The organism is Vreelandella aquamarina (genome assembly GCF_020075495.1).
In the GTDB taxonomy this organism is placed as follows: domain Bacteria; phylum Pseudomonadota; class Gammaproteobacteria; order Pseudomonadales; family Halomonadaceae; genus Vreelandella; species Vreelandella aquamarina_A.
Map to the genome: position 1 here is coordinate 1 of NZ_JABYQT010000008.1, position 23,089 is coordinate 23,089.

The 23,089-nt window shown below is 59.5% G+C and carries 23 protein-coding genes; 5 read left to right on the forward strand and 18 right to left on the reverse strand.

The window, feature by feature from the left end; translation table 11 throughout:
* Nucleotides 1–393 precede the first annotated feature (393 nt).
* The gene (locus HW452_RS12765) at nucleotides 394–585 is read left to right on the forward strand and encodes a hypothetical protein (protein WP_263433655.1); all 192 of its coding nucleotides are present in this window, start codon (nucleotides 394–396) and stop codon (nucleotides 583–585) included.
* Entirely contained in the window at nucleotides 578–2,077 is a 1,500-nt protein-coding gene (locus HW452_RS12770; RefSeq protein WP_224106495.1) for a sodium:solute symporter family protein, read from the forward strand. Before HW452_RS12765 ends, HW452_RS12770 begins: the two co-directional genes overlap by 8 nt.
* A gap of 44 nt (nucleotides 2,078–2,121) precedes the next feature.
* On the opposite strand, the gene HW452_RS12775 is transcribed toward HW452_RS12770, so the two are convergent.
* The 11 genes from HW452_RS12775 to HW452_RS12825 form a co-directional block, all read right to left on the reverse strand.
* Nucleotides 2,122–3,054 (reverse strand): biotin-dependent carboxyltransferase family protein, encoded by a 933-nt coding sequence (locus tag HW452_RS12775; RefSeq protein WP_224106496.1) that lies wholly within the window; start codon nucleotides 3,052–3,054, stop codon nucleotides 2,122–2,124.
* Nucleotides 3,051–3,755, reverse strand: coding sequence for a 5-oxoprolinase subunit B family protein (locus tag HW452_RS12780; protein WP_224106497.1), 705 nt, complete (start codon nucleotides 3,753–3,755; stop codon nucleotides 3,051–3,053). Before HW452_RS12780 ends, HW452_RS12775 begins: the two co-directional genes overlap by 4 nt.
* A complete protein-coding gene (locus HW452_RS12785; RefSeq protein ID WP_224106498.1) occupies nucleotides 3,752–4,504 on the reverse strand; it encodes a 5-oxoprolinase subunit PxpA in 753 nt (250 codons plus the stop codon). Before HW452_RS12785 ends, HW452_RS12780 begins: the two co-directional genes overlap by 4 nt.
* 104 nt (nucleotides 4,505–4,608) lie before the next feature.
* Nucleotides 4,609–5,694 (reverse strand): HDOD domain-containing protein, encoded by a 1,086-nt coding sequence (locus tag HW452_RS12790; protein WP_224106499.1) that lies wholly within the window; start codon nucleotides 5,692–5,694, stop codon nucleotides 4,609–4,611.
* Between the two features lie 151 nt (nucleotides 5,695–5,845).
* Nucleotides 5,846–7,204: a magnesium transporter gene (gene mgtE / locus HW452_RS12795; RefSeq protein ID WP_224106500.1), complete on the reverse strand. Its 1,359-nt coding sequence runs from the start codon at nucleotides 7,202–7,204 to the stop codon at nucleotides 5,846–5,848.
* A 163-nt stretch (nucleotides 7,205–7,367) separates the two neighbouring features.
* The gene (otnC, locus tag HW452_RS12800; RefSeq protein ID WP_224106501.1) at nucleotides 7,368–8,015 is read right to left on the reverse strand and encodes a 3-oxo-tetronate 4-phosphate decarboxylase; all 648 of its coding nucleotides are present in this window, start codon (nucleotides 8,013–8,015) and stop codon (nucleotides 7,368–7,370) included.
* Entirely contained in the window at nucleotides 8,012–9,298 is a 1,287-nt protein-coding gene (gene otnK, locus HW452_RS12805) for a 3-oxo-tetronate kinase (RefSeq protein ID WP_224106502.1), read from the reverse strand. The genes otnC and otnK overlap by 4 nt, the downstream gene beginning before the upstream one ends.
* 22 nt (nucleotides 9,299–9,320) lie before the next feature.
* Nucleotides 9,321–10,808, reverse strand: coding sequence for a tripartite tricarboxylate transporter permease (locus HW452_RS12810; protein WP_224106503.1), 1,488 nt, complete (start codon nucleotides 10,806–10,808; stop codon nucleotides 9,321–9,323).
* 40 nt (nucleotides 10,809–10,848) lie between these two features.
* On the reverse strand, nucleotides 10,849–11,337 hold the full coding sequence (locus HW452_RS12815) for a tripartite tricarboxylate transporter TctB family protein (RefSeq protein WP_224106504.1): 489 nt from the start codon (nucleotides 11,335–11,337) through the stop codon (nucleotides 10,849–10,851).
* A 98-nt stretch (nucleotides 11,338–11,435) separates the two neighbouring features.
* Nucleotides 11,436–12,401 (reverse strand): Bug family tripartite tricarboxylate transporter substrate binding protein, encoded by a 966-nt coding sequence (locus HW452_RS12820; RefSeq protein ID WP_224106505.1) that lies wholly within the window; start codon nucleotides 12,399–12,401, stop codon nucleotides 11,436–11,438.
* Nucleotides 12,402–12,483: 82 nt separating this feature from the next.
* Nucleotides 12,484–13,878, reverse strand: coding sequence for an NAD(P)H-dependent oxidoreductase (locus HW452_RS12825; RefSeq protein WP_224106506.1), 1,395 nt, complete (start codon nucleotides 13,876–13,878; stop codon nucleotides 12,484–12,486).
* Between the two features lie 289 nt (nucleotides 13,879–14,167).
* Here HW452_RS12825 and HW452_RS12830 point away from each other — a divergent pair, with 289 nt between their 5' ends.
* Nucleotides 14,168–14,833: a GntR family transcriptional regulator gene (locus HW452_RS12830; RefSeq protein WP_224106507.1), complete on the forward strand. Its 666-nt coding sequence runs from the start codon at nucleotides 14,168–14,170 to the stop codon at nucleotides 14,831–14,833.
* 337 nt (nucleotides 14,834–15,170) lie between these two features.
* Entirely contained in the window at nucleotides 15,171–16,763 is a 1,593-nt protein-coding gene (locus tag HW452_RS12835) for a methyl-accepting chemotaxis protein (protein WP_224106508.1), read from the forward strand.
* 53 nt (nucleotides 16,764–16,816) lie between these two features.
* On the opposite strand, the gene HW452_RS12840 is transcribed toward HW452_RS12835, so the two are convergent.
* The 3 genes from HW452_RS12840 to HW452_RS12850 all read right to left on the reverse strand — a co-directional run bounded on the left by HW452_RS12840 (nucleotide 16,817) and on the right by HW452_RS12850 (nucleotide 18,482).
* Nucleotides 16,817–17,266, reverse strand: a complete 450-nt coding sequence (locus HW452_RS12840) for a YbaN family protein (RefSeq protein WP_224106509.1) — start codon at nucleotides 17,264–17,266, stop codon at nucleotides 16,817–16,819.
* Nucleotides 17,267–17,608: 342 nt separating this feature from the next.
* Entirely contained in the window at nucleotides 17,609–18,100 is a 492-nt protein-coding gene (locus tag HW452_RS12845) for a ferritin-like domain-containing protein (RefSeq protein WP_224106510.1), read from the reverse strand.
* Between the two features lie 199 nt (nucleotides 18,101–18,299).
* Entirely contained in the window at nucleotides 18,300–18,482 is a 183-nt protein-coding gene (locus tag HW452_RS12850; protein WP_224106511.1) for a LysE family transporter, read from the reverse strand.
* Between the two features lie 10 nt (nucleotides 18,483–18,492).
* On the opposite strand from HW452_RS12850, the gene HW452_RS12855 reads away from it, so the two are divergent.
* Nucleotides 18,493–18,795 (forward strand): hypothetical protein, encoded by a 303-nt coding sequence (locus HW452_RS12855; RefSeq protein ID WP_224106512.1) that lies wholly within the window; start codon nucleotides 18,493–18,495, stop codon nucleotides 18,793–18,795.
* On the opposite strand, the gene madM is transcribed toward HW452_RS12855, so the two are convergent.
* The 4 genes from madM to HW452_RS12875 all read right to left on the reverse strand — a co-directional run bounded on the left by madM (nucleotide 18,792) and on the right by HW452_RS12875 (nucleotide 23,055).
* Complete coding sequence (gene madM, locus HW452_RS12860; RefSeq protein ID WP_224106513.1) at nucleotides 18,792–19,553, reverse strand: malonate transporter subunit MadM; 762 nt, start codon at nucleotides 19,551–19,553, stop codon at nucleotides 18,792–18,794. The genes HW452_RS12855 and madM overlap by 4 nt on opposite strands.
* 15 nt (nucleotides 19,554–19,568) lie before the next feature.
* Nucleotides 19,569–20,036, reverse strand: coding sequence for a malonate transporter subunit MadL (madL, locus tag HW452_RS12865; RefSeq protein ID WP_224106514.1), 468 nt, complete (start codon nucleotides 20,034–20,036; stop codon nucleotides 19,569–19,571).
* Nucleotides 20,037–20,125: 89 nt separating this feature from the next.
* On the reverse strand, nucleotides 20,126–21,667 hold the full coding sequence (locus HW452_RS12870) for a malonate--CoA ligase (RefSeq protein WP_224106515.1): 1,542 nt from the start codon (nucleotides 21,665–21,667) through the stop codon (nucleotides 20,126–20,128).
* Between the two features lie 50 nt (nucleotides 21,668–21,717).
* Nucleotides 21,718–23,055, reverse strand: a complete 1,338-nt coding sequence (locus tag HW452_RS12875; RefSeq protein ID WP_224106516.1) for a malonyl-CoA decarboxylase — start codon at nucleotides 23,053–23,055, stop codon at nucleotides 21,718–21,720.
* Nucleotides 23,056–23,089: the final 34 nt, after the last annotated feature.

A 23,089-nucleotide genomic window follows, 5' to 3' on the forward strand; every position in this document is an offset into this window, starting at 1 on the left:
GTGGTTGGTAGTTTTCGCCGCATGATGGGGCCGCCAGCGACACTATGCACTGGCTGATTAACTGACGAAACTCGTCGAGAATGACTTTTTCCTTAGAGTAGTCAGTTGTATGGCCCAGGAGTGTAGGGGGCATGCCATAAACCGTTACATGCCGGGACCAAGCACCTGATCAGCGATGCCGCTAAAACCGAGATGTTTACACCTGCCACTCAGGCTCGATCACTGTCATTTTAATGGTAGGCATAGACTACGTAGGCGGCGATGCCTGCATGGCGGAGGGAGAGCCGCGGCGTTTGCGGTATGCTTGGCTATGGCAAGCCTGTATTTAGGCTATCGATTATCCAGCCGTAGGCGGGCATGAACATGCTTGCGTCATGCTGAAATACGAGGTGAATGGTGAAGCGCAGCAAATGGATATGGGCGGTCTGGTGCGTGGTGCTCTTGAGCTGCCTGGTGCCTTATACACTTTTGACCAATGTGGCGGCCTGGTACGGCAGCTTTCTGTTCTGGGCCTGTGCGGGGGTGGCCGTCATCGCCCTGAATATCTTCATTACCCGGGATTTCGAGGATCATGGCCATGAGTGAGTCGATGATCTGGTGGTCGATTGCCCTCTATATACTGGCAGCGACCGGGATTGCCGTGCTTTCACGCCAGGGCGCGGCCGACAGCATGTCAGGCTATTTTCTGGGTAACCGGCAGATGAACGGTGTGGTTTCGGCACTGAGTTACAGCGCCACCACCTATAGCGCCTTCATGATGGTGGGGCTTGCCGGCCTTACCTATGCCGGCGGTGTCGGGGCGCTGGGCTTTGAGATCATCTACTTTGCCGGTGTATCGCTGGTGGCTGTTTTTGGCCCTCGGTTCTGGGCGGTGGGCAGGAAGTTCGGGTTTGTCACACCCAGCGAGATGCTGGGGCATCGCTATAACAGTCGGCACGTGGCCATGGCGGTTTCGCTTGCCAGCTGTGTGTTCTTGATTCCGTACTCTGCTGTTCAACTGGCTGGGGTGGGCTACCTGCTGCAGGGAATGACGGGTGGGGCCATCTCCTTTACCACGGGCATCGTGCTCGCCACGGCCATTGCCATTTTCTTCTCCTACATTGCCGGTATCCGCTCGGTCATGTGGACCGACTCCCTCCAGGCGCTGATGATGATTGTCGCCTCCACCCTGGTCGCCTTTCTGGTGGTCCAGGGGCTGGGCGGCTTCAGTGGCCTGTTCGGTACTCTTGAAACCGAGCATCCGGCGTCGCTGAGCGTACCGGGTTCAGGCGTCTTCAGCCTGGTAACCTTTCTGGGGCTGAGCATTCCCTGGTTCTTTTTCAGCCTTTCCAATCCCCAGGTCAGCCAGCGCTTGTTCATGCCATCTTCGCTGCGCGCCATGCGCCAGATGCTGATCGGCTTTCTGGTGTTCGGCCTTATCTATACGCTGGTGTCGGTGCTGTGGGGTTTTTCCGCACTGGCGGCATTCCCGGATCTTGCCCGTGCGGATCTGGCAACGCCTACGCTGTTGGCCTCCAACCTGGTACCGCCGGTGCTGGGCGTCATCGTCATGGTGGGTATCATGGCGGCGGCGGTGTCCACCATTGATTCGATCATGCTGACCCTGGCCTCCATGCTCTCGCGGGATGTGTATGCCAACGCCAAACCGGAGGCGAACGAGAAGCGCCAACTGTTGATGGGCAAGATCGTGATTCCCGTGATCGCCCTGCTGGCGCTTGGCTTTGCCGAGCTGCAGCTGGACCTGATCGCCGTGCTGTCCGTGGCCACGTCGTCAGGCCTGGTGGCCGTCGTGCCTGCCATCATTGGCGCGTTTTACTGGCGGCGCGGTACGGCCGCCGGGGCGCTGGCAAGCGTGCTGGGCACCAGCGCCTTTGTGCTGCTGATGTACGCCACGGGTAATTCGCTGCTTGGCCTGCCTGCCGGGGTCTGGGGAATCGTTGTCGCCACGCTTTTGTTTGTAAGCGTCAGCCTGGTGACCACGCCCCACATGCCGTCCGCTGAGGCGTTTCTGGGCGCGGTTGATGATGAGCTGGGGCGCAGGAAGCAGGATGCCCCGGCAGTGTCCTCTCGCCTTTAATTAACCCGCATCAAGGCACCCACCGGGTGACTCGATGCTTATGCTTAGCGCCACACCGCCAGCTGCTTTCGATGATCTACCTGCGCCTGGGTGGCACTCACCGGCTGTAGCCACACCTCGGTGCCGGGCAGGCACTGGGAGAGACGGGCGCAGGCGCTTGGTGTAATCGCGCCGATGCGAGGGTAGCCGCCAATCGTCTGGCGGTCGTTCATCAGCACGATGGGCTGACCGTCCGGCGGTATCTGGACGGCACCCAGGGGAATGCCTTCAGAAATGATCCCGCCAAGCCTGCTGTTCAGCGCCTGGCCGGTCAGGCGAACGCCCATGCGGTCGGCGCGCTGGTCCACCTTCCACGGCTGGTTGAATACCTGATAAAGGCTGCGCCCGGCAAAGTGGGCGGCCTGGGAGCCCAGCACCAGCGGAAGCGTGCAGTGCTGAGCGGGCATGGCCGGGACGAGCGCCTCGGGCAACTGACGAACGGCCTGGGGCTTCTCGCTCAGCCAGACAAGCTGGTCGCCGGTTTGCAGCGGCTTGCCGTCTTCGTGCAGGCCACCGAGCTGCTCGCGGGCGGTGCAGGCGCGGCTGCCGAGGACTTCCGGTGCCTTCAGCCCGCCCGGAAAGGCGAGATAGGCCCGCAGCCCGGCGCGCGGCTGACGAAATATCAAGCGCTGCCCGGCTTTCAGGGTAAAGCAGGTATTAGGCGCCAGGGGGTGATCGTCGATCCGGGCATCCAGGTCGGCGCCGGCCAGGGCCAGGCAAGCGTCGTGGCTGGCTTCCAGGGTCAGGTTGCCACCCAGCACGATCTCGAGCGCGGTGCTGTCCAGCGGATTGCCCAGCAGCCAGTTGGCCCAGTAAAACGAGATCCAGTCCGCCGCGCCGCTCTGGGTAACACCAAGATGGCCGACCCCGAACCGCCCGCCATCCTGGATCAGCGCCAGTGGCCCGGCCTGTTTCACGCTCAGGGTGGCGGTGCTCATGAGCGCTCCGCCAGCGGGGTGATATCGCCGCCTGCCGCTTCAAATTCCGCTTTCGAAATTGCCTTGAAGCGTACCTTGTCGCCGGGGCGAAAGAGTGGCTCGCCGCGTTTGGCGTACTCGAATAGCGGCACGGCGGTGCGGCCCAGAATGTTCCAGCCGCCGGGTGAAAGCAGCGGATAGATAGCGGTTTGCCGGTCGGCGATACCCACGCTTCCGGCGGCCACGCGCTGGCGCGGTGTTGTCAGGCGCGGCGTGGCCAGGGCCTCATCCACCAGGCCCATGAAGCCATAACCCGGTGCAAAACCCAGGGCAAACACGCAGTAATCGTGGCCACAGTGGCGTGTAATCAACTGCTCGACGCTGAGGCCGGCGCGCTTGGCGACCGGGGCCAGCTCGGGGCCGACGCTTGCGTCGTACCACACCGGGATTTCATGCAGCTGGCCATTCTGAATATCGGCAGGCTGTAAATCATTCAGAGCGTTTCGCGCCAGGGCCGTAGCCTCGACAAAGCCCAGCTGTCGGCAGTCGTAGTGAACCAGCAGCGTGGTGTAGGAAGGGATCAGGTCGATCAGCGCATTACCGAATGCATGACGCAAGGCGGTATCGGCGGGGATGATCCATGCCATGTTGCCTTCATCGATGGTATCGAATAAACGCACGGTCAGCGCGTCCATGGCAGCGGTTTCCAGACGTGGCTTCACACTGACTCCAACGCTTGAAAGGCCTGGCGGATGGCGTGTACGGCCGCCATGGATTCAGGGTTGTCGCCATGCACGCAAAGCGTATCGCAGGGCAGGTACAGCGACGTGCCGTCACGCGCGGTCAGCGCCTCGCCCTTGGCCAGGGCAATGGCCTGAGCGACGATGGTGGCCTGGTCGTGATGCACCGCCCCCGGCAGTCGGCGCGAGGCCAGGTGGCCGTTGGCTTCATAAGCGCGGTCGGCAAAGGTCTCGAACCACAGCGTGATGCCCATTCTGGCGGCCAGTTCGCGGTGCGAATCGGCATCCGCAGTGGACATCACCATCAGCGGCAAACGTGGATCAAACGCCCGCACGGCGCGCATGGCACCTTCCAGCAGCTCCAGATTGGCCGCCATGTCGTTATACATGGCACCGTGGGGCTTGATATAGGCAAGCTCGGTGCCTTCGGCGCGGCAGATGCCGGCAAGCGCACCGGCCTGATAAAGCATCATGTCCTCGACTTCCGCCGCCGAGCAGGCCATGGAGCGTCGGCCAAACCCCACCAGATCCGGATAGCCCGGATGGGCGCCGATACGCACGCCATGTTCAGCGGCCAGCGCGACCGTGCGGCGCATCACATGAGGGTCGGAGGCGTGAAAGCCACAGGCGATATTGGCGCAGTCAACATAAGGCATGACCTCGGCATCCAGGCCAAGGGGCCAGTTACCGAAGCTTTCGCCCATATCGCAGTTGAGCAGGGGAACGGCCATGACGACTCCTGTTGTTGGTATCCGGCGATTGCGCTCTACCTGCCCTACACCATGAACCGCTAACCTATCAGGCCGCCCTTGGTGGCGTGGCACTCAAGGCAGAATCAGGTTTTTCCAGTGTTACGGGTCAAACCCGAGCGGCGAATGGCGCGCGAGGCATCGCGCAGGCTGTGTGTCTGGCGGTCGGCGTCAGGGGAGCGTAGCGAGACTAGCGCCTGCTGCTGGTCGTCCAGCTGCGTGCCCAGCGCCAAGGTGTGCTGGAAAAGCAGCTGGTGGGCTTCGCTCAGCAGGGTCGTGCTGTCGATGTCGACCGGGGCGGTCATTCTCAACGCATTGGCGAGTATGTCGCTTTGCTGCTGAACATGGTGGAGCACGTCATCCAGTTCCAGCGCGCTGGTATGGCTTACGCTTTTCAATTGATACAGCACGGCGGCCAGTTTTGACGCTGCGCTTCGCGAGAGCCAGGCATCTGCAATCGGGCCGGAGACGCGCATGCACAGCAGCACCTTGTCCTTCACCAGAAAGCTGTCGTGGCTTTGGCGTATGGCCATGACCGTGGCGTCCGGCATGCCCCATTTGGCGGCAAGCCAGGCGCCTACCAGGGTGTGGTCGCAGCCAAAATGCGCCAGTTCACCCTGGGCGATGTCCCCGTGAGAAAGTGCGGCATCGGCATACAGAGTGTCAGCCTCCTCGGGGTAGGCCGCCTGAAGCGCCAGTATGCCGATATCCTGCAGCAGGGCCAGGGTAAATGCGGTACCGCTGCTTTCCGGGCAAAGCTGCTCGGCCAGGTAGCGGGCAATCAGGGCCGAGGTGATGGAGCGCTGCCACATGCGGCAGTGGTAATCGTGGCCCTGGGCATGCGTGAACAGGGTAAAGCCGAGTATCACCGCAAGCGTTGCGTTCAGCCCCAGGCGCTGCATGGCATCCAGGCACGTCTGGGCGCGGGCGGTGCTGCGCGCGTAATAGGCGCTGTTGGCCAGGGCTATCAGGCGCAGCGTGAGTGCCGGGTCGTTCTCGATCGCCTTGGCATAGTCGCTCAGCGTTGCTTTGGGCGAGCGCGCAATATCCAGCACGCGAAGGGCAACGGAGGGCAGGGCGGGCAAACGCTTGCACTGTAGCAATGATTTGCTGAGAAACCCCGGCAGCTCATGAGTGAGCGCCATATACAGCGTATCGTTTGGCCCCGTCATGTTTCCTCCTAATACGTCGTCAGCGCTCTACCCGAGAGCCGCCAGACGCTGACGTTTTCCACTTATCGTTATCCGTCGCCCATTATAACGCCGCATAAGCGTGATAACGACCAGTCAGTTGATATCGGATAACGCTGGCCTGGGTGTCTGGTTACAGGATAATCACCGTGGCAAGCCCCAGAAACGAGAGAAAGCCGACCACGTCGGTGACGGTCGTCAGGATCACCGCGCCGGAGAGTGCCGGGTCGATCTGCAACCTTTTCAGCACCAAAGGGATCAGGACGCCCGACAGATTGGCAAGGCTCATGTTGATGAAAATCGCCAGCGTGATCACCAGGGTAATGAGCGGGTCGCTGAACCACAAGTAGGACACAACGCCGACTACGAGTGCCCACACCAGGCCATTGCTCATGCCTACCCACAGTTCCTTGTTATACAGCCACTGCTTGTTGTTACCAGCCAGTTGGCCAAGCGCCAAGCCGCGTATGACCACCGTCAGGGTCTGGCTTCCCGCGATGCCGCCCATGCTGGCAACGACGGGCATCAGGATGGCAAGTGCCACGATCTGGTCCAGTACGGCTTCGAACCGGCCAATCACGAAGGCCGCGAGAAAGGCGGTCAGCAGGTTGATGCCCAGCCAGACACCCCGGCTTCTGGCACTGCGAAAGATGGGAGTAAATACCTCTTCTTCGTCACTGACGCCGGACATGTGCTTCAACGTCATGTCCGCATCCTCCTGGGTGATCTCCAGAATGTCGGTAGTGTTCAACTGCCCCACGAGCTGGCCTTCGCTGTTGCATACCGCCACGAAGGGCAGCTCCTTGGAGCGCAGCAGCGCGGCGGCGTCGCTGACTTTCATCTGGTCATTGAGGGTGTAGGGGGCGTCATCCATGAATTCATCGACGCTGCTTTCCTGCGCCTGCTTGATCAGGTCGATCAGCGTCAGGGTGCCCAGCAGGCGTTTATCCTTGTCGGTAATCATGATCTGCTGGGACTCATCATCCAGAAGGTGATGAATACGGATGTAGCGTTGTACCGCCTCCAGGGATACACCCTGTTTTACATTGACCGTTTCCGGGTCCATGTAGCGGCCCACCATGTCCTCTTCATAGGTGTAGAGGTTTTCGACCTGGGCCCGAATCTCCTGGTCGAGGCTGGCATAGACCGTGGTCTTGATCTCATCATCGGTAACATCGAGAACCTCGGCGACCTCCTGAGCATCCAGGCCTTTGACGATCTGTTCGACATCGCTGGCGCTCAGGCCCTCGATATAGTCGCCACGAATGCCTTCCTCGACTTCGGCAAGCACTTCACCGAGCAGCTCCTCGGGGATGTACATCCACAGCCGATCACGGGTCCTGGCGGGAAAAGACTCTAGCGTGCGCGCAATCGCGAGAATGTCGAGGCTCTCGAACAGCTCGTTCAAGGCAGCCGTGTCTTCTTCATCCAGCCGCTTTTGAAGATACAGCAACTGCTCCTCGGTACTGGTGTATTTCTCTTCATCGCCCATGGAGTCCACCCCTTGAAATATCGATTCTTGACCTAACCACTTGAAAGCACGTGGTGGCTCGATATTGAGCTTATCGATAGGCCGAGCTGAACGCCACACAGGCCAAGCAAAAAGCGAAGCCTCGGGCTTCGCTTTTGCAGGTCGAACGGTAATTGCGGCACTGCTAGTCGCGTGGGAAACGCGCTTCCAGCTCGGCGACCTGTTCCGGGGTCAGCACTCGCGGGTTTTCACCGCGCAGCAGCAAGAACAGCTTGGCGGTCTCTTCGAGCTCTTCGGTGGCATAGACCGCAGCTTCGAGATTCTTGCCCGCGACCACCGGGCCGTGGTTGGCCAGCAGTACCGCGCTGTGCTTGCCGGCCAGGCCGCGTACCGCGTCGCCCAACTTGTGGTCGCCAGGGATGTGATACGGCACCAGCGGCAGCTTACCCACCCGCATGGCGTAGTAGGCCGTCAGCGGCGGGATGCAGTCGCAGGGGTCGATACCCGGCAGGCAGGACACCGCGACCGAATGCGTGGAGTGCAGGTGAACGATGGCGCCGGATTGCGGGCGCTCATCGTACATCGCCATGTGCAGGAACTGCTCCTTGGTGGGCTTGTCGCCGCTGACCAGTTGGCCCTGGGTATCCAGGTGAGAGATACGCGCCGGGTCCAGCCGCCCAAGGCAGGCGTTGGTGGGCGTCATCAACCAGCCACCGTCATCCAGGCGTACGCTGATGTTGCCGCTCGAGCCCATGGTCAGGCCGCGGTCGAACAGGGATTTGCCCAGCGTACTGATCTGCTCGCGCAGCCGGTTCTGATCATGAGTGTTCATGGCAATACCTCAAATGCGCGGGTGAAGAAGTCGACGCCCCCAAAGTTGCCCGACTTGAGAGCAAGTGACAGCGGTGCCTCGCGTTGGCCAAGGGTTGCCTGGGTCCAGGGAACGCCCGGGTCGATCTGTTCGCCAATGCGCATGGCCTTGATGCCCAGTGCGGACACCACCGCACCCGATGTCTCGCCACCGGCGACCAGTAGTCGGCCTACCCCTTCGGTTACCAGGGTAACGGCGAGCTGGCTGAGGGCTTCCTCCACGAGGAAACCGGCTTTCTCGACCCCTAGCTCGGCCTGGGCGGCCTTGACCTTCTCAGGGTCGGCGGAGGCGTAGATCAGCATCGGCGCCTCCTGCTCGAGATGCTCGAAAGCAAATGCCAGTGCCTGCTCCCACTGCTTGTCATCCTTGGCAAGAGCGAGCGGGTCGAGGGCGAAGCCCGCGCCTGGGTGGCGGGCCAGGAAGTCATCCACCTGGGCAAGCGTTGCCCGCGAGCAACTGCCGGAAAGCACCATCGTGCTGCCCGAGGCAGGCTGAAGGCGACCCGGTTCGGCGATGTCGGCAAGCCAACCCTGCTTGCGGTACTGGGCAGGCAAGGCCTGGCCAAGCCCGGAGCCGCCGGTAACGAGCGCCTGGGTAACGGTTGCCTCGGCGAGCACGTCCAGGTCGCTTTCCTCCACGGTATCGCAGATCACATGGCGAACGCCGTCAGCAGCAAGCGTGGCCAGGCGCTGGCGCGTGGCCTCGGCTCCCTGGGCAAGGGTTGCACGGTTGGCAAGGCCTACCGCATGAGGCGTCTGGCGCGACAGAACGCGCACCAGGTCAGCATCGTTCATGGGCGTCAGCGGATGGTTCTGCATGCCGCTGTCGTTGAGTAGCCGGTCGCCTACGAACAGGTGGCCCTGATAGACCGTGCGGCCGTTGATCGGGAACGCCGGTACCATCACGGTCTGGGACGCCCCCAGACGCTCCAGCAGCGCATCGGCCACGGGGCCGATATTGCCTTTATCCGTTGAATCGAAGGTCGAGCAGTATTTGAAGAAGATCTGCCGCGCACCCTGTTCCTGCAGCCATTCAAGGGCGGCCAGCGAGTCGGTGACGGCCTCGTCAACCGGGCAGGAGCGTGATTTGAGCGCCACCACCACGGCATCCACCTGGCTCAGGTTGGGCAGGGTGTTCGGCACGCCGATGACTTGAACGCAGCGCATGCCGCCGCGTACTAGGTTGTTGGCAAGGTCGGTAGCACCGGTGAAATCGTCGGCGATAGCGCCCAGTACGATGGTCATAGCATTCTCCAGGGTACGCGCGTCAGGCGGTAGCGTTACGGCGTGCGCGCTTGATCAGCGGCGTGATCAGCGTGACGGCCAGCAGAAGCAGGGCAATACCCAGCAGCGTGGCGCTGATGGGACGTGTCAGGAAGATGCTGACGTCGCCTTGCGACATGGAAAGCGCCCGGCGCAGTTCGCTTTCTGCAATGGGCCCCAGCACCAGGCCCAGAATGATCGATACCAGAGGGAAGTTGATCTTCTCGAGCAAATAGCCCGCCACGCCAAAGCCCAGCATCAGCCATACATCGAACAGCGAGTTGCGCACCGAGTAGGTGCCTACGATACAGCACATGATGATGATGGGGCCAAGCGCCGAGTAGGGCACATTCAATAGCTTGGTAAACAGCATGATGAACGGCTTCGAGAAGAGCAAAATCATGAAGTTGACGATGAACAGGCCGGCAAAGACGGCATAGATCAAGTCGCTGCTGGTCAGCATGAACATCGGCCCGGGCTGCAGGCCGTGCATGATGAACGCGCCCAGAATGACGGCGGTGGTACCGCTGCCGGGAATGCCCAGCGCAAACAGCGGTACCAGCGCGCCCATGGCGGCAGCGTTGTTGGCCGACTCCGGCGCGGCAATGCCTTCCGGGGCTCCCTTGCCGAACTTCTCGGGGTGCTTGGACCAGCGAACCGTTTCGCTGTAGCTCACCATGGCCGCGGTACTGGCCCCGATGCCCGGCAGAATGCCGATGACGACACCAATGATCGAGGAGCGCGATAGGGTCATGCCGATCTGGCGCAGAATGGGCAGGTCGAAGATCTTGACCTTCACCTTGGTCAACGGCTGATGGCTTCCATGATCCAGCGTGCGTTTCATGACTTCGGAGACGGCAAACAGGCCAACGATCACCGGAATCAAGCCTACGCCCTCGGCCAGGTTGAGATTGCCAAAGGTATAGCGGCTGGTACCGGTAAGCGGGTCGATGCCCACGGTGGCAATCAACAACCCCAAGGCGGCGCCGATCAGGCCATAAATCAGCCGCCCGCCCAGGGAGGCAACCACGGTCAAGCCCAGCACGGCCAGAGCAAAGTACTCCGGGGAGGAGAACTTCAGCGCCATCTTGGCCAGCATCGGGGTGAAGATGATCAAGGCGATGGTGCCCACGATACCGCCGATGGCCGAACTCAGCACGCCGATGCCCAGCGCCTTGCCTGCTTCGCCGCGCTGGGTCATGGGGTAGCCGTCAAAGGCTGTCATCACGGCCTCGGGCGTGCCGGGGGCGCGGTATAAAATGGCAGTGATAAGACCTGAAAAGACCGTGGCGCCGTAGATGGCGGTCAGCACCATGAACGCCGTGGTCGGCTCCATGCCATAAGTGACCGGCAGAAGAATGACGACCAGAATGACGCCGCTGATACCGGGCAGCGCACCGCCGATGAAGCCGATGAAGACGGCAGAGGTCAGAAGCAGCAGATTGAGTGGCTGCATCACCACGGCCAACCCGCCCAAAAAATGTTCCAGCATGATCGACTCCCTAGAAAGTTGGGTTTGTCATGGGTCAGCCTTACGGCATGGGAATGCCGAGCAGCGAAACGAAGACGCCTTGCATCAGCACGGCGGCAACCACTAACGTAATGACCACGGTGACCCACGAGCGGGCACCCAGCAGCAGCGTGCCTGCCAGCGTGAATATCAGACTGGCGACGAGAAAGCCGACGCTCTGCATCAGCAGCGTGTACGCCACCGCTGCGGCCATGAACCACCAGTGGCGCGTACGGGCTAGAGAGAAGCGGGGGGGCGGTAGCTCGGCGTTCTCGCTGGACTCTTGAGAGGACGGCGGCTCGGCCGCCAGTGCCTGCTTGCGATCACGTAGCGTGATGGCGAGCAGCACAAGACCAAGCGTGAACAGAATACCGAGAAGTGTCAGCGGCCAAACGCGCGGGCCGATAAAGGTGGATACCTGCGCAGAGCTTGGAAATTGCAGCGTGGGGTAAAGGCTGATCACGGCAAGTGACAAGACCCCGAGTGCAAAAATAGTGATCCTGGCGTGCATGGGAGACCCTGAAGCTGACATTGGAAGACCGGCCCGCAAGGCCGGTCTTCCAGATGAAGATAGGAGGGGGCGCCCTCCACCTACCAGCGAGCGCCGGCTTAGTCGTTTTTCAGCAGACGAGAGTAAAGCTCGTAGTTGTTCTCAAGGCGCTGGCGGTACTCGTCGCTACCCATCCAGCCCTCGCGGTAGTCAAGGTTTACGCGCTCGGCGTAGCTCTGGTAATCCTCGGAGTCGTACACCGTCTTGAAAGCGTCTTCCAGGCGTTGCAGGATCGGCGCTGGCGTATCGGCATGCACGAAAATGGCCCGGTCATTGCCATCGGTCAGGTCCCAGTCGTTTTCGACCGTGGTCGGCACGTCCGGGTAGTCTTCAAGACGCTCGTCGCTGAATACCAGAATCGGCATCATCTGGCCGGCTTCGATGTAGCTCAAAAGCGGGCTGAGTGACGTGGTGGTCGCATCGATGTTGCCACCCAGCACGTTGGCGGTGGCGTTGCCGGTGCTGTCGTAGGGGATGAAGTTCATGTCCAGGCCAGAGGCGTCACGCAGTGACAAGAACGCCACATGGTCAGGGCTTGCGGTATGTGTGCCGCCCACGGTCACCTTGCCGGGGTTCTCTTCGGCGTACTGGACGAAGGATTCGAAGTCTGGAAAGCGCTCAGGGTTGACAAACAGCGCCATCACGTCGGACTGCATGCGCGCCACCGGCGTTACCTGGTCCAGACCCACGGGGTTCTGGCCGGCCGCCAGCGAGGTCACAAGCGTTGTCGAGGCAAAGTCCAGCGTGTGGCCGTCAGCGGCGCTTGTCGCGGTACGCTGGTGCGCCAAGGCGCCTGACGCCGCGGGAAGGTTGACCACGGTGATGCGCGCGCCGCCAAGGGCTTCTTCAAACATCGGACGCACGACGCGGGCGAAGTTGTCGGTGCCGCCACCGGCACCGGCTGCTACCAGAAACTGAATGGGTTTGCTGGGGAAGTCATCGGCGTCGCTGGCGCTTGCGCCGGTGGCAACACCCAGGAGGGCAAACGCGAGCGTGGCGTATTTAATACTGTGCGTGATAGGCATGTTTTTCTCCGGTTGGTTATTGTTGCTTTTAAGATCACTGCGATTGGAAACGGAGCGACCAACCAAGCCGCTCCGCAATGAGTTACTGACTATCGTTACCGTAGAAGAGAGCGTCCTGTTCAAGGCGAAGCTCATGCAGTCTCGAGGCAGGCAGCCGGACATCGGCCAGCGTGATCGGCTGGCCTGGCGCGATATCACGGATGACCTCGGCGCCCGGCAGCAGGTAAAACGGCACCTGGGCATCGCCCGCCAGGGCCGCGGCCGGATGAATTTCCGGGCGCAGGCCGTCGATGTGTCGATGGTGCCCCTTCATTTCGAGCAACTGGCCTGCAGCGATGGGCTGGGTCGCCCGTGCGGTCAGGTCAAACTTGGGCGTGGTAGCGTGCCCACCGCCGGACGTCAGGCCATTCAGCACGACATCCAGCAGCGAAATGGGCGCTTCTAGGCCCAGTAAATGGCGGGGCAGATATACCATGGCGCTGTCACCGCTACGGCTCAGCACGTGGCCCTTGTCGCGCAGGAGTGTCCATACGTGCGGGTCTTCGCAGCGCACCACCACGAAAACACCACCGGCAAAGCTGAGTTCATCCGGGCGGCGCAGGCAGTTGAAAACCTCAAGACGGCCGTTGCCTTCCAGTACGCCACCTTTCTCCTGGGTATCCAGCAACGTAGGTACTTCAATGGTCCTGAGTATCATGGCGTGAAATTCGGGCAGATCCGGCGCCAGCCCCGTTGCGTTGGCAACGTTGACCATTTCACACAGATCCGGCACCGAGATTTGCGCAATGGCGGAAAGTGCCTGGCTGCGTGCCTGAACCGTTGCACGGGCATCGTTGTCATCAAGCTGCCAGAGCGAAGTCATCTCGGCGGCGTCAAAGGCGGTGCCGTTGCAGGTAACCGTGCCTTGCGCTTCATCCCAGATAAAGTCGTATTCGCTACTCTTGCCCGCGGAGATGATTTCAAAACCCAGCGTATTCGCCCAGGTCACCAGGCCGATCAGCAGACTTGGCTGATCGCCATCCAGCGGTGTGAACAGGCAACCCTGCTGTTCTGCCAGGCGTGTCAGGTAAGGTCCCACGACCGATTCGGTCTCTTTGGTAGCAATGCCGACATGCTTGCCTGCCAGCAGAGCGGCCTCGGCATAGCGTGCACCTACATCGGGAATGCCGGTGGACTCGACCAGGATATCGAAGGGCAGGCTCTTTACCGTATCAAAGGAGGACGTGGCAATGAAGGCACCTGCTTGCCAAGCACTTTCAGCCTCGTCTTGAGAGTGGCATACCATTATCTCTGATTCAGGAATACCCGCATGGCGCAAGGCTTCAGCTGCCTTTTCAGGATTGATATCGATCGCGATACGCGCCGATAGTCCTTGCATCTGGCGTGCCTGACGCAGTACCCCACGACCAAAATCGCCTGCGCCTGCAATACAGGCTTCTACTACCTTGGTCGTGCTGAAGTGTTGTAAATAATTCATAGTAATGGGGTATTCCCTGTTCAGGTCAGAGCATTGCGCAACATGACCATTAACGTATGGATACGTAGTTGCCGCCTGGAGACGATTTACAGATAGTGAGAATGTTGTGGTATACCATTTGAGGGGTCAATAAAAGAGGCATGCTACTTTAGTCTCGGTGATGACAAATTGATGACCATCACCTTGAATCAACTAAACAAAACGTCCCTCTAGCCGATGAGTGTGGTAGTTTGAAAGAAGTTTTCTGGTATGCCATCCTTGGCGATGACTAAGTAAAGTGAATATACCTATGCAAGATATCGCTCAGTCAAATCATGCCGGGCTTGTCGAAAAGGTCGCGAACTATTTACGTGAACATATCGTGATGGACCATTTTCAGCCCGGCCAACGCTTGCCAGAGCGCACGCTTGCCGTCGAGCTGCAGGTGTCGCGCACGCCACTTCGTGAAGCGCTAAAGATTCTTGCCACCGAAGGACTGGTGGTCATCTCCCCCAACCGGGGGGCGGTCGTGGCCGATGTCAGCGCCGCGGACATGAAAGAGAAAGCCTATGTACTCAGTGTGCTTGAACAGGCGGCGGCAGAGCTGACCTGCGCCTTGGCCAGCGATGACGATATCGCCGAGTTTCAGGCGCTGCATTACGAGATGAAGGCCGCTTTTCTACGGCGGGATCGCCAGAACTACTTTCGTCTGAACCAGGATATCCACAACCGGATCGTGGCGCTTTCCGGCAACACCACCCTGATCGATATGCACGCCACTCTCAGCCGTCAGCTATACCGGGTGCGCTATCTTTCCAATCAGAAAAACGAAAAATGGGCCACGGCCATGGAAGAGCACGAAGCCATACTGGCCGCGCTGGAGGCGCGTGATGGCGTGCGGGTAGGGCGCGAGTTACGCAACCATCTGGGCAAGACCTGGATCAAGTATGCCAATGGCGAGCCGGTAGTCAGCTGAAGATAGGCAAATGCCTGGATAACCTTCCTTGATCTAAAGTATTTGCTTGCAGTGCCGATATTGCCAGCGCGCTGTTGGCTATTGGGGATGTGCGACACGCCTTTAAACATATTGCTTGCTCAATAGTCACCATACCGATTCAGGTATCCCTACAAGAGCGCTGTTTCTTCGCTTGCTCATGCAAGCAGGTGATTTCTCCTCCCCTTCCTTCGTCTAGATGAGTGTGATGTTTCAAATCGAGCCGGCTCGACATGGCGAAACTTCCCCATGACGCCATGAATCCCCCTTCGGGCCGGCTTGAGGTAAGCGCTTATCCTTATACATCCCGGAGCTTAAAATGCAGTTTAAACACCTGTCTATCAGCAAGCAGATCGGCCTTGGTTTTCTGGTCGCCGTTCTGTTCTTGGTTTTCAGTGGCGTGCTGAGTTCGCTCAGCCTGAAAAACGTCAATCAAACCATGCAGTCCCTTTACGAAGATCGCGTAATCCCGCTGCGGGGACTCAAGGTGATTTCCGATGCTTATGCCGTCAACGTCATCGATACCGTCAATAAAGCTAATTCGGGCATGATCACGGCCGAAGAGGCGTTAAGCGCAGTGCGTAACGCCCGCGATACGATCGCACTGGAATGGGACATCTATATGGCCACATCGCTGACGCCTGAAGAAGCGCGTCTGGCGGAGGAGGCGAAAACGCGTTTTGGCCCTGCCGACGTTGCCGTGCGTGAGCTGGAAAATACGCTGAAAACCTACTCTGGCACGATAATCGGCCAATTGGACGCATACGATGGGCCGCTCTACGCCTCCATCGATCCTATCAGCAGCATCATCAGCGAAATTATCGATCTGCAGCTTGATAAGGCCAGGCGCGACATGGAGCACAGTGCTGCCCAGTATCGTACGTCCATGATGGAAACGGTCGGCCTTGGGGTGATCGCGGTACTGGTATCAATATGGGTCGCTATTGTCATTACACGCGGTATTACCCGCCCGTTGAGCCAAGCGGTCGACCAGGCACAAGCGGTCGCAAAGGGGGACCTGACCAGTCGTGTCGAATCCTTCTCGCGTAACGAGATTGGCCAACTGTTGATGGCCCAAAGCTCCATGATCAAGAGCCTGGGCAGCGTGGTAGCAGAGGTACGTAGCAACGCAGAAAGTGTGGCGACTGCCAGTAGTCAGATAGCGCTGGGCAATAGTGACTTGAGCCAACGTACGGAAGTGCAAGCGTCCGCGCTTGAAGAAACGTCGGCATCCATCGAACAGATGGGATCAAGTGCTACACAGAACGCGGACAATGCGCATACGGCCAGTCAGTTGGCCAGCAGTGCCAGTAGTGTAGCGAAACAGGGCGGCGATGTGGTCGAAAAGGTCGTTGATACCATGCGCGGCATCAACGACAGCAGCCAGCAGATCCATGAGATTGTCGGCGTCATCGACAGCATTGCATTTCAGACCAATATCCTGGCGCTGAACGCATCCGTCGAGGCGGCCCGAGCAGGCGAACAGGGGCGAGGCTTTGCCGTGGTGGCAAGCGAGGTGCGTAATCTGGCCCAGCGTAGCGCCGTCGCCGCGAAGGAGATCAAGGAGCTGATCGGTGTCAGTGTCGAGCGTGTCGAAAAAGGATCTGTGCTGGTTGATCAGGCAGGCACCACCATGCAGGAGATCGTGACATCCATTCAGCGGGTCAGTGATATCGTCAGTGAAATCAGTAATGCCAGTAGCGAGCAGAGTAGCGCCGTGGGGCAGGTGAGTGAAGCGATCAGCCAGCTTGACCAGACCACGCAGCAAAACGCCGCTCTGGTCGAGGAGTCTGCCGCCGCGGCGGCCAGTCTCAAGCAGCAGGCGCAACAGCTGGTGAGCGCCGTCGAGCGATTCAAGCTGGCAGGCCATCAAGGTACGAGTACCGAACCGCTATACTTGTCGCATCGCTGAAAGCGCCATGATGCGGCAAACGCCTGTCGTATGACCCACCGTTAGCCGATGGTTCACCGTCCGGAATCCCGCTCATCGTCGGGTGTGGGTTCCGGGCGTGTCGCCAGCCACGCGGCTACGCCTGCCAAAAGCGCAATGATGCTCCACCGCAGCCAGCCGTTGCTCAGATGCAGCAGAATAAACAGCGCGCTTGCGCCAATCATGCTGACCGCGACCAGTTTGGCACGCCGAGAGATGGCGCGTTCGCACTCCCAGTTTCTGATGAGCGGCCCGACATAGCGCCGTGAACGAATCCACGCTTCAAAACGCGGCGAGCCTTTTGACGCGCAGTAAACGGCACCCAGCATGAACTCGGTGGTCGGTAACAGCGGTAGAAATATGCCCAATACGCCTATGCCGAAACTAAGCGCGGCCACACCTACCCATAAGGCACGCTTTAGCGTCATCGGCGGGTCTTCGATGTCCCGCTCTGGAGGAGGGTTATCGGGAGTTTGCGCTTTCATCCCTAGAGCTTCTCATAAGCTGCATTGATTGGCGATCAATATTGACATTCCTGACCCAGGAGGCGAGAAAGCGGTGCAGTTCAGAATTAGCTTGGCAAGGCAGTACAGCCGTTAATCGTTGCTTTCTTTTATAGTGGTGGTAAAGGCAATCGAACCGCATAAATATAAAAATGCAGTAGCTATTATTTATAGTAATGATGAAACATAAAAAATAGGGTGAGCAGTTTAATGGCATCACCCTACTCAATAAACTGTTGGTTTCATTGCGATCTATAACATGGTTGCAGCAATACCGAACAAGGCGAACTAGGCAGGTTCACCTCTTCGATTTTTTATATGACGTCAGCCAGCCTTCTGGTTGACGTTACGTTCTGCCAGTTTGGAAAGCTTATCATCTGTGCTTTTCTCTTCTTCCAGCGTCTGCGCCAGAAGTTGCTTCGCTTCCGTATAGCCTAGCTGCTCCGCCAGTGCACACAGCGTCCCATACGTGGCGATTTCATAATGCTCCACTTTTTGCGCTGCACCGATCAAGCCAGCATCACGAACCGGGCCTTTCTCGGTTGCATCGATCAGTTCCTCGCCCTCTTCGATCAAGCCTTCCATTGCGTGGCACTTGATACGCTTGATGCGGATGTCAGGCAGGCTCTCTGCCACTTTTTCGAGCCTTTCCAGCTGGCCTTGTGTCTCTTCCAGGTGATGTTTGAACGCTTCGGCAAGCTGAGGGTCGTCGGCCGCGCGGGCCAGCTTGGGCAGGGCTTTCGTAATCTGCTTTTCGGCACTGTTCGTATCGGAAAGCAAATGAGTAAAAAGGTCCTTGGCTGTTTTAATAACCATTGGATCACTCCTGTATGATCAATAAAAAGGATCGTCCGTAATAAATACGCCAGCCACCTAAGGCTAGCAGTGAATTGACGAGCAGAGCGTTTATGTAAGTTAAGATTCAGTAGTCAGATGCCTAAAGAGTGTGGTGATTATTGATAAAAGTGAATCAAGATGCGACAAGGACTATGTGTTAGTAAGTTGGCAGGAAAGATTAGAAAGCATTCATAAGTAACTGAACGCTGATGAAAATCATCATGGCGGCAACGCTGATATCAATGAGCCGCCAGATGGACGGCCGCGAAAGCCAGGGGGCGAGTTTGGCACCGCCCAGCGCCAAGGCACTGAACCATACCAGTGAACCGTTGGCAGCCCCCAGCGCGAAGGCACCCGCCATCGTATTTGGCGTGGACGACCAGTTACAGCATCACTACCTGGCTGCGCTGGGGATGAAGGGCGATTTTGCCTACCATGTATGCCCCTCTTCTGAAGGCTTCGTACGCTTTTTGCAAGGTGGGCTTGGATGGGGGATGGTGCCCGAGCTTCAGGTAGAGAAACAATTGGCGCGCGGGGAACTTGTCGAGCTGTGCCCCGAGCGCTTTATCGATGTACCGCTTTACTGGCACTACTGGCGCAGCGGCGGCACCCTGCTGGCCGAGCTGACCCGCCACCTGCGCCATGCGAGCATGGCGCGGCTGGTGCCTATCTAGAACACCGCACGAACGGCGATATACAGAACCGAAGGCGCCAGCAGGGCACCCAAACCGGTGTAGAAAGTGGCTGTCATGGCGCCGTAGGGCACCAGTTTGGGGTCGGTGGCGGCAAGCCCGGCGGCCACGCCGCTGGTGGTGCCCATCAAGCCGCCGAAGATCATGGCCGAGCGAGGGTTGTCCAGGCCGATATGGCGAGCGGCCATGGGCGTGAGGATCATCACCAGGATCGACTTGAACAGGCCAGCGGCAATCGAGAGTGCGATGATATCCGAAGGGGCGCCAATCGAGGCGCCGGCAATCGGGCCGACGATATAGGTGACGGTACCGGCGCCGATGGTGGTCAGTGACACCGGGTCGCGGTAGCCAAACGCATACGCGACGGCAACGCCCGCGATAAACGAGACAATGACACCCAGAAACAGCGCAATGATACCGCTGATGCCCGCTTCGCGGATCTCTTGAAAGCGAACCCCGTAGGCCGTGGCAATGATGGCCAGGTCGCGCAACATGCCACCGCCCATCAACCCCAGTCCGGCAAACAGGCTGATATCGGCAAGCCCTTTGCTGCCCCCGGTATGGATGCCGCCAAAATAGGCAAGCGCCAGGCCCACCATGATGGCAATGGCCGAGCCATGCACGCGCCCGTGGGTCAGCTTGTCGCTGATCAGGTAAGAGAGATACATGGCGCCGCCCACCAGGGCAAAGGCGGCAATCAGGTGCTGTTTTTCAAGTTGAGTAACGAAGGATTCGATCATGAGGGCAGCCTCCGGTTAGCGGGCATGGCGCGCGCGAGCGCTGACGGGGGAGGAGGCGCTTTTGCGCTGGCGTGCATCCTGCTTCAAAGCGGTGGGCTTGTCCTTTTTCGGCTGGGGCGTTTCCGATTTGGCGCGACCCAGGCGGTTGAGACAGGGCACCAGCGCAAAGCTTGCCACGACCGCCAGAAGGCTTGCCAGCAGCGCAATCATGCCGCCATCGATCGCTGCCGCCACGTTCTGGCTGGCGGCCATGGCCACCACGATCGGAATGTACATGCCATTCCAGAACGTGATGCCGCTTTCGGTACTGGCGGGCATCTTTTTCTTGTCCATCAGATAGCCGCCCAGAAAGATCAGCATCAGCATCGCGATGCCGACCCCACCCACGTTGGATTCCACGCCGAGCAGCATGCCCAGCACGTCTCCGGCCCACAGGCCTACCAGCATGCACCCTGCCAAGAGGGCTACACCGTAAATTACCATGGCGATTTTCCTATATTATCGTTGTTGTCAGGCACTGATGTAGTTACAGGCCGCAGGCGGGCATGGGCCTGCCTGCGGGTATGTCGATATCAAACGTTGGCGGCGGCTCCCTCCCGTGCAAAGGTATCCTGGTAGGTACTGCGCAGCTGATTCTTCTGCACCTTGCCCATGACGTTACGCGGCAGTGCTTCGGTAAAGAAGATCCGCTTTGGCTGCTTGTAGCGGGCCAGCTGGTTCTTGAGGGCGTCCAGCACCTGCGTCTCACTCACGCTCTTTTCTGTATCGGGCACCACGACGGCGACTACGCCTTCGCCCAGGTCGCCGTGAGGCACCCCAATCACCGCCGATTCGACCACGCCCGGCAGCTCGTCGATCAATTGCTCCACTTCCTTGGGATAGACGTTGTAACCACCGGAGATCACCAGGTCCTTGTCACGACCCACGATGTTCAGATAGCCGTGCTCGTCGATAAGCCCCAGGTCGCCGGTAATGAAGAAACCGTCTTCTCGAAACTCGGCCTGAGTCTTCTCCGGCATGCGCCAATACCCCTGAAACACGTTAGGCCCGCGCATCTCCACCATGCCGGTTTCGCCCTGGGCAAGTGCCTTGCCGCTTTCACGGTCGGCAATGCGCACTTCCACGCCGGGTAACGGCATGCCCACCGTGCCTGGGCGGCGCTTGCCGTCATAAGGGTTAGAGGTGTTCATGTTGGTTTCGGTCATGCCGTAACGCTCGAGAATGGCGTGGCCGGTGCGGGCTTCGAACGCTTCGTGGGTTTCAGCCAGCAGCGGCGCCGAGCCCGAAATGAACAAGCGCATGTTGGCAACGACATCACGGTTCAGGCGCTTGGAGTCCAGCAGGCGGGTATAGAAGGTGGGTACGCCCATCAGCACGGTGGCGTGAGGCATCAGGTCGAGCAGCTCGTCCACGTCCAGCTTGGGCAGGAACGTCATCGAGGCGCCATTGATCAGCGTGATATTGCAGGCCACGAATAGCCCGTGGGTATGAAAGATGGGCAGCGCGTGGATCAGGTGGTCCTGATCGGTATACTGCCACGCCTCGCTCAGCGCCTGACTGTTGGAGGCCAGGTTCTTGTGGCTCAGCATTGCGCCCTTGGAGCGCCCGGTCGTGCCGGAGGTATACAGGATCGCGGCCAGGTCATCTTCGCCCACTTCGCACACCGTCTCGCTTTCCGTTGCGCGGGTGGCTTTTTCCATCAGGCTGCCGTCGGCTTTGGTGCCCAGGCTTTCCACGTGGGCCACTCCTGTGGCGGCGGTGATGGCTGTCGCTTCTTCAAGTACCGCCGGGCGGCAGACAAACAGGTGCGGCTCGGCGTCCTGCAAGAAGTAGCGAATTTCGCTGTCGGTGTAGGCCGTATTGAGCGGCAGGTAGACCGCCCCCACCTGCAGGCAGGCAAGGTAGAGCATGACGATTTCAGGGCTTTTATCGACCTGCACCGCAACCCGGTCGCCGGGGCTTACGCCCAGTTCCAGCAAGACGCTTGCAAGTTTGCGGCTGGTGGAAAGCACATCGCCATAGCGGTAACGCTTGCCGTCCAGCGTATCCATCAGCACCTTGTTGGGCTGGCGCTCGAAGTGTGGGTAGAACTGTAGATAGAGGTTGTGGTTCATGGGAGGTTCCTTGTTATTTCAAAAGCGTGGGACTGAAAACGGCAACGTTCTCAAGCGCTCGCTTCGGTGCTGAAGTACTGCTCGGCCTGGCCTGCCAGACGGCGGATATCGTTGGCACACACCACGCTGTTGTCGCGGGTATAGGCCTCGTGGTTCTGTTCGATGCGATCCAGCTGATAGAGGTAGTTGACCATCAGCCCGTGCGCCTGCTGCATGCCTTTGGACGATGTGTCGGCCAGCCCGTTCATGCGGTGCAGGCTGGCACCGTTACCCAGGTGGAAGCGAGCCACCGGGTTGAGCGGCTGACCGCTTTTATGCTTGGCTTCCACCAGATAGTAGGCGGCCAGGCGCATGAACTCCTTGTGGGCTGCGGCGGGAAGCTCGTTCGTCTCGCGTGAGTCGATGAAATGCTGCAGCGGTGTGGAAAGCGTGACGGCCTGCTTGGCTCGCTGCTCGGCCAGCCAGTCGGCAAAGCCCGGCACCGGCGAAAGAGTGACGAAATTCTTGAGCTGGGGAAGCTCGCGGCTTAGCTCCTGCACGACTTGCTTGATCAGGAAATTGCCGAAGGAAACGCCCTTCAGCCCCGCCTGGCAGTTGCTGATGCTGTAGAACACCGCCGTGTCGGCTTCCTCCAGCGGCACCTCTTCGCCATGCTCCAGAATGCGCTGCACGTTATCGGGAATCCCCTTGCAGAGCGCGACTTCCACGAAGATCAGCGGCTCGTCACCGGTAGCTGGGTGGAAAAAGGCATAGCAGCGGCGGTCATCGGGGTCCAGGCGCCGACGCAGGTCGCGCCAGTCGCTGATGGCATGCACCGCTTCGTAGTGAATCAGCTTCTCGAGCACGGCGGCCGGCGTGTTCCAGTCGATGCTCTCCAGTACCAGAAACCCGCGGTTGAACCAGGAATTGAACAGGTGCGAGAAATCGCCGTTAAGTGCGGATAGCTCCGGCGCCTGGCGCAGGTGCTTGAGCAGGTCGGCGCGCATTTTCAGAAGCTCGAACGTACCGCCAGGACACAGATTCAGGCGTCGCAAGAGGTCTTGACGGCGCGGCTCGCAGGCATTGAACAGCGTTTCAAGCGTCGCGTTGTCCTCCGTTTCCGCGTACGCCTGGTAGGCGGCATGAATGGCCTTGGGGTCGGCGGCATACTCGTCGGCCAGCAGGGTAAAGAACGCCAGTTGCTCTTCGGGCGCCAACTGCTGGTAATGGGTCAGCGCGCGCTGGGCGGTCATGATCTGAGACGCTTCACCGCCGCGCTGCATCAGTGTTTCGCAGGCTGAGGCGAGAGCGTGAAGGTGTGCGTCGCTGCCCTTTACGGTATTCGAGGCATTTCCCAGCAGGCGAGTGCGCGTACTGATGTTGGAGAGTAGTCCTTGTAGAAACGTCATGTTCACATTCATGCACATCGACCTCTGAATGGGC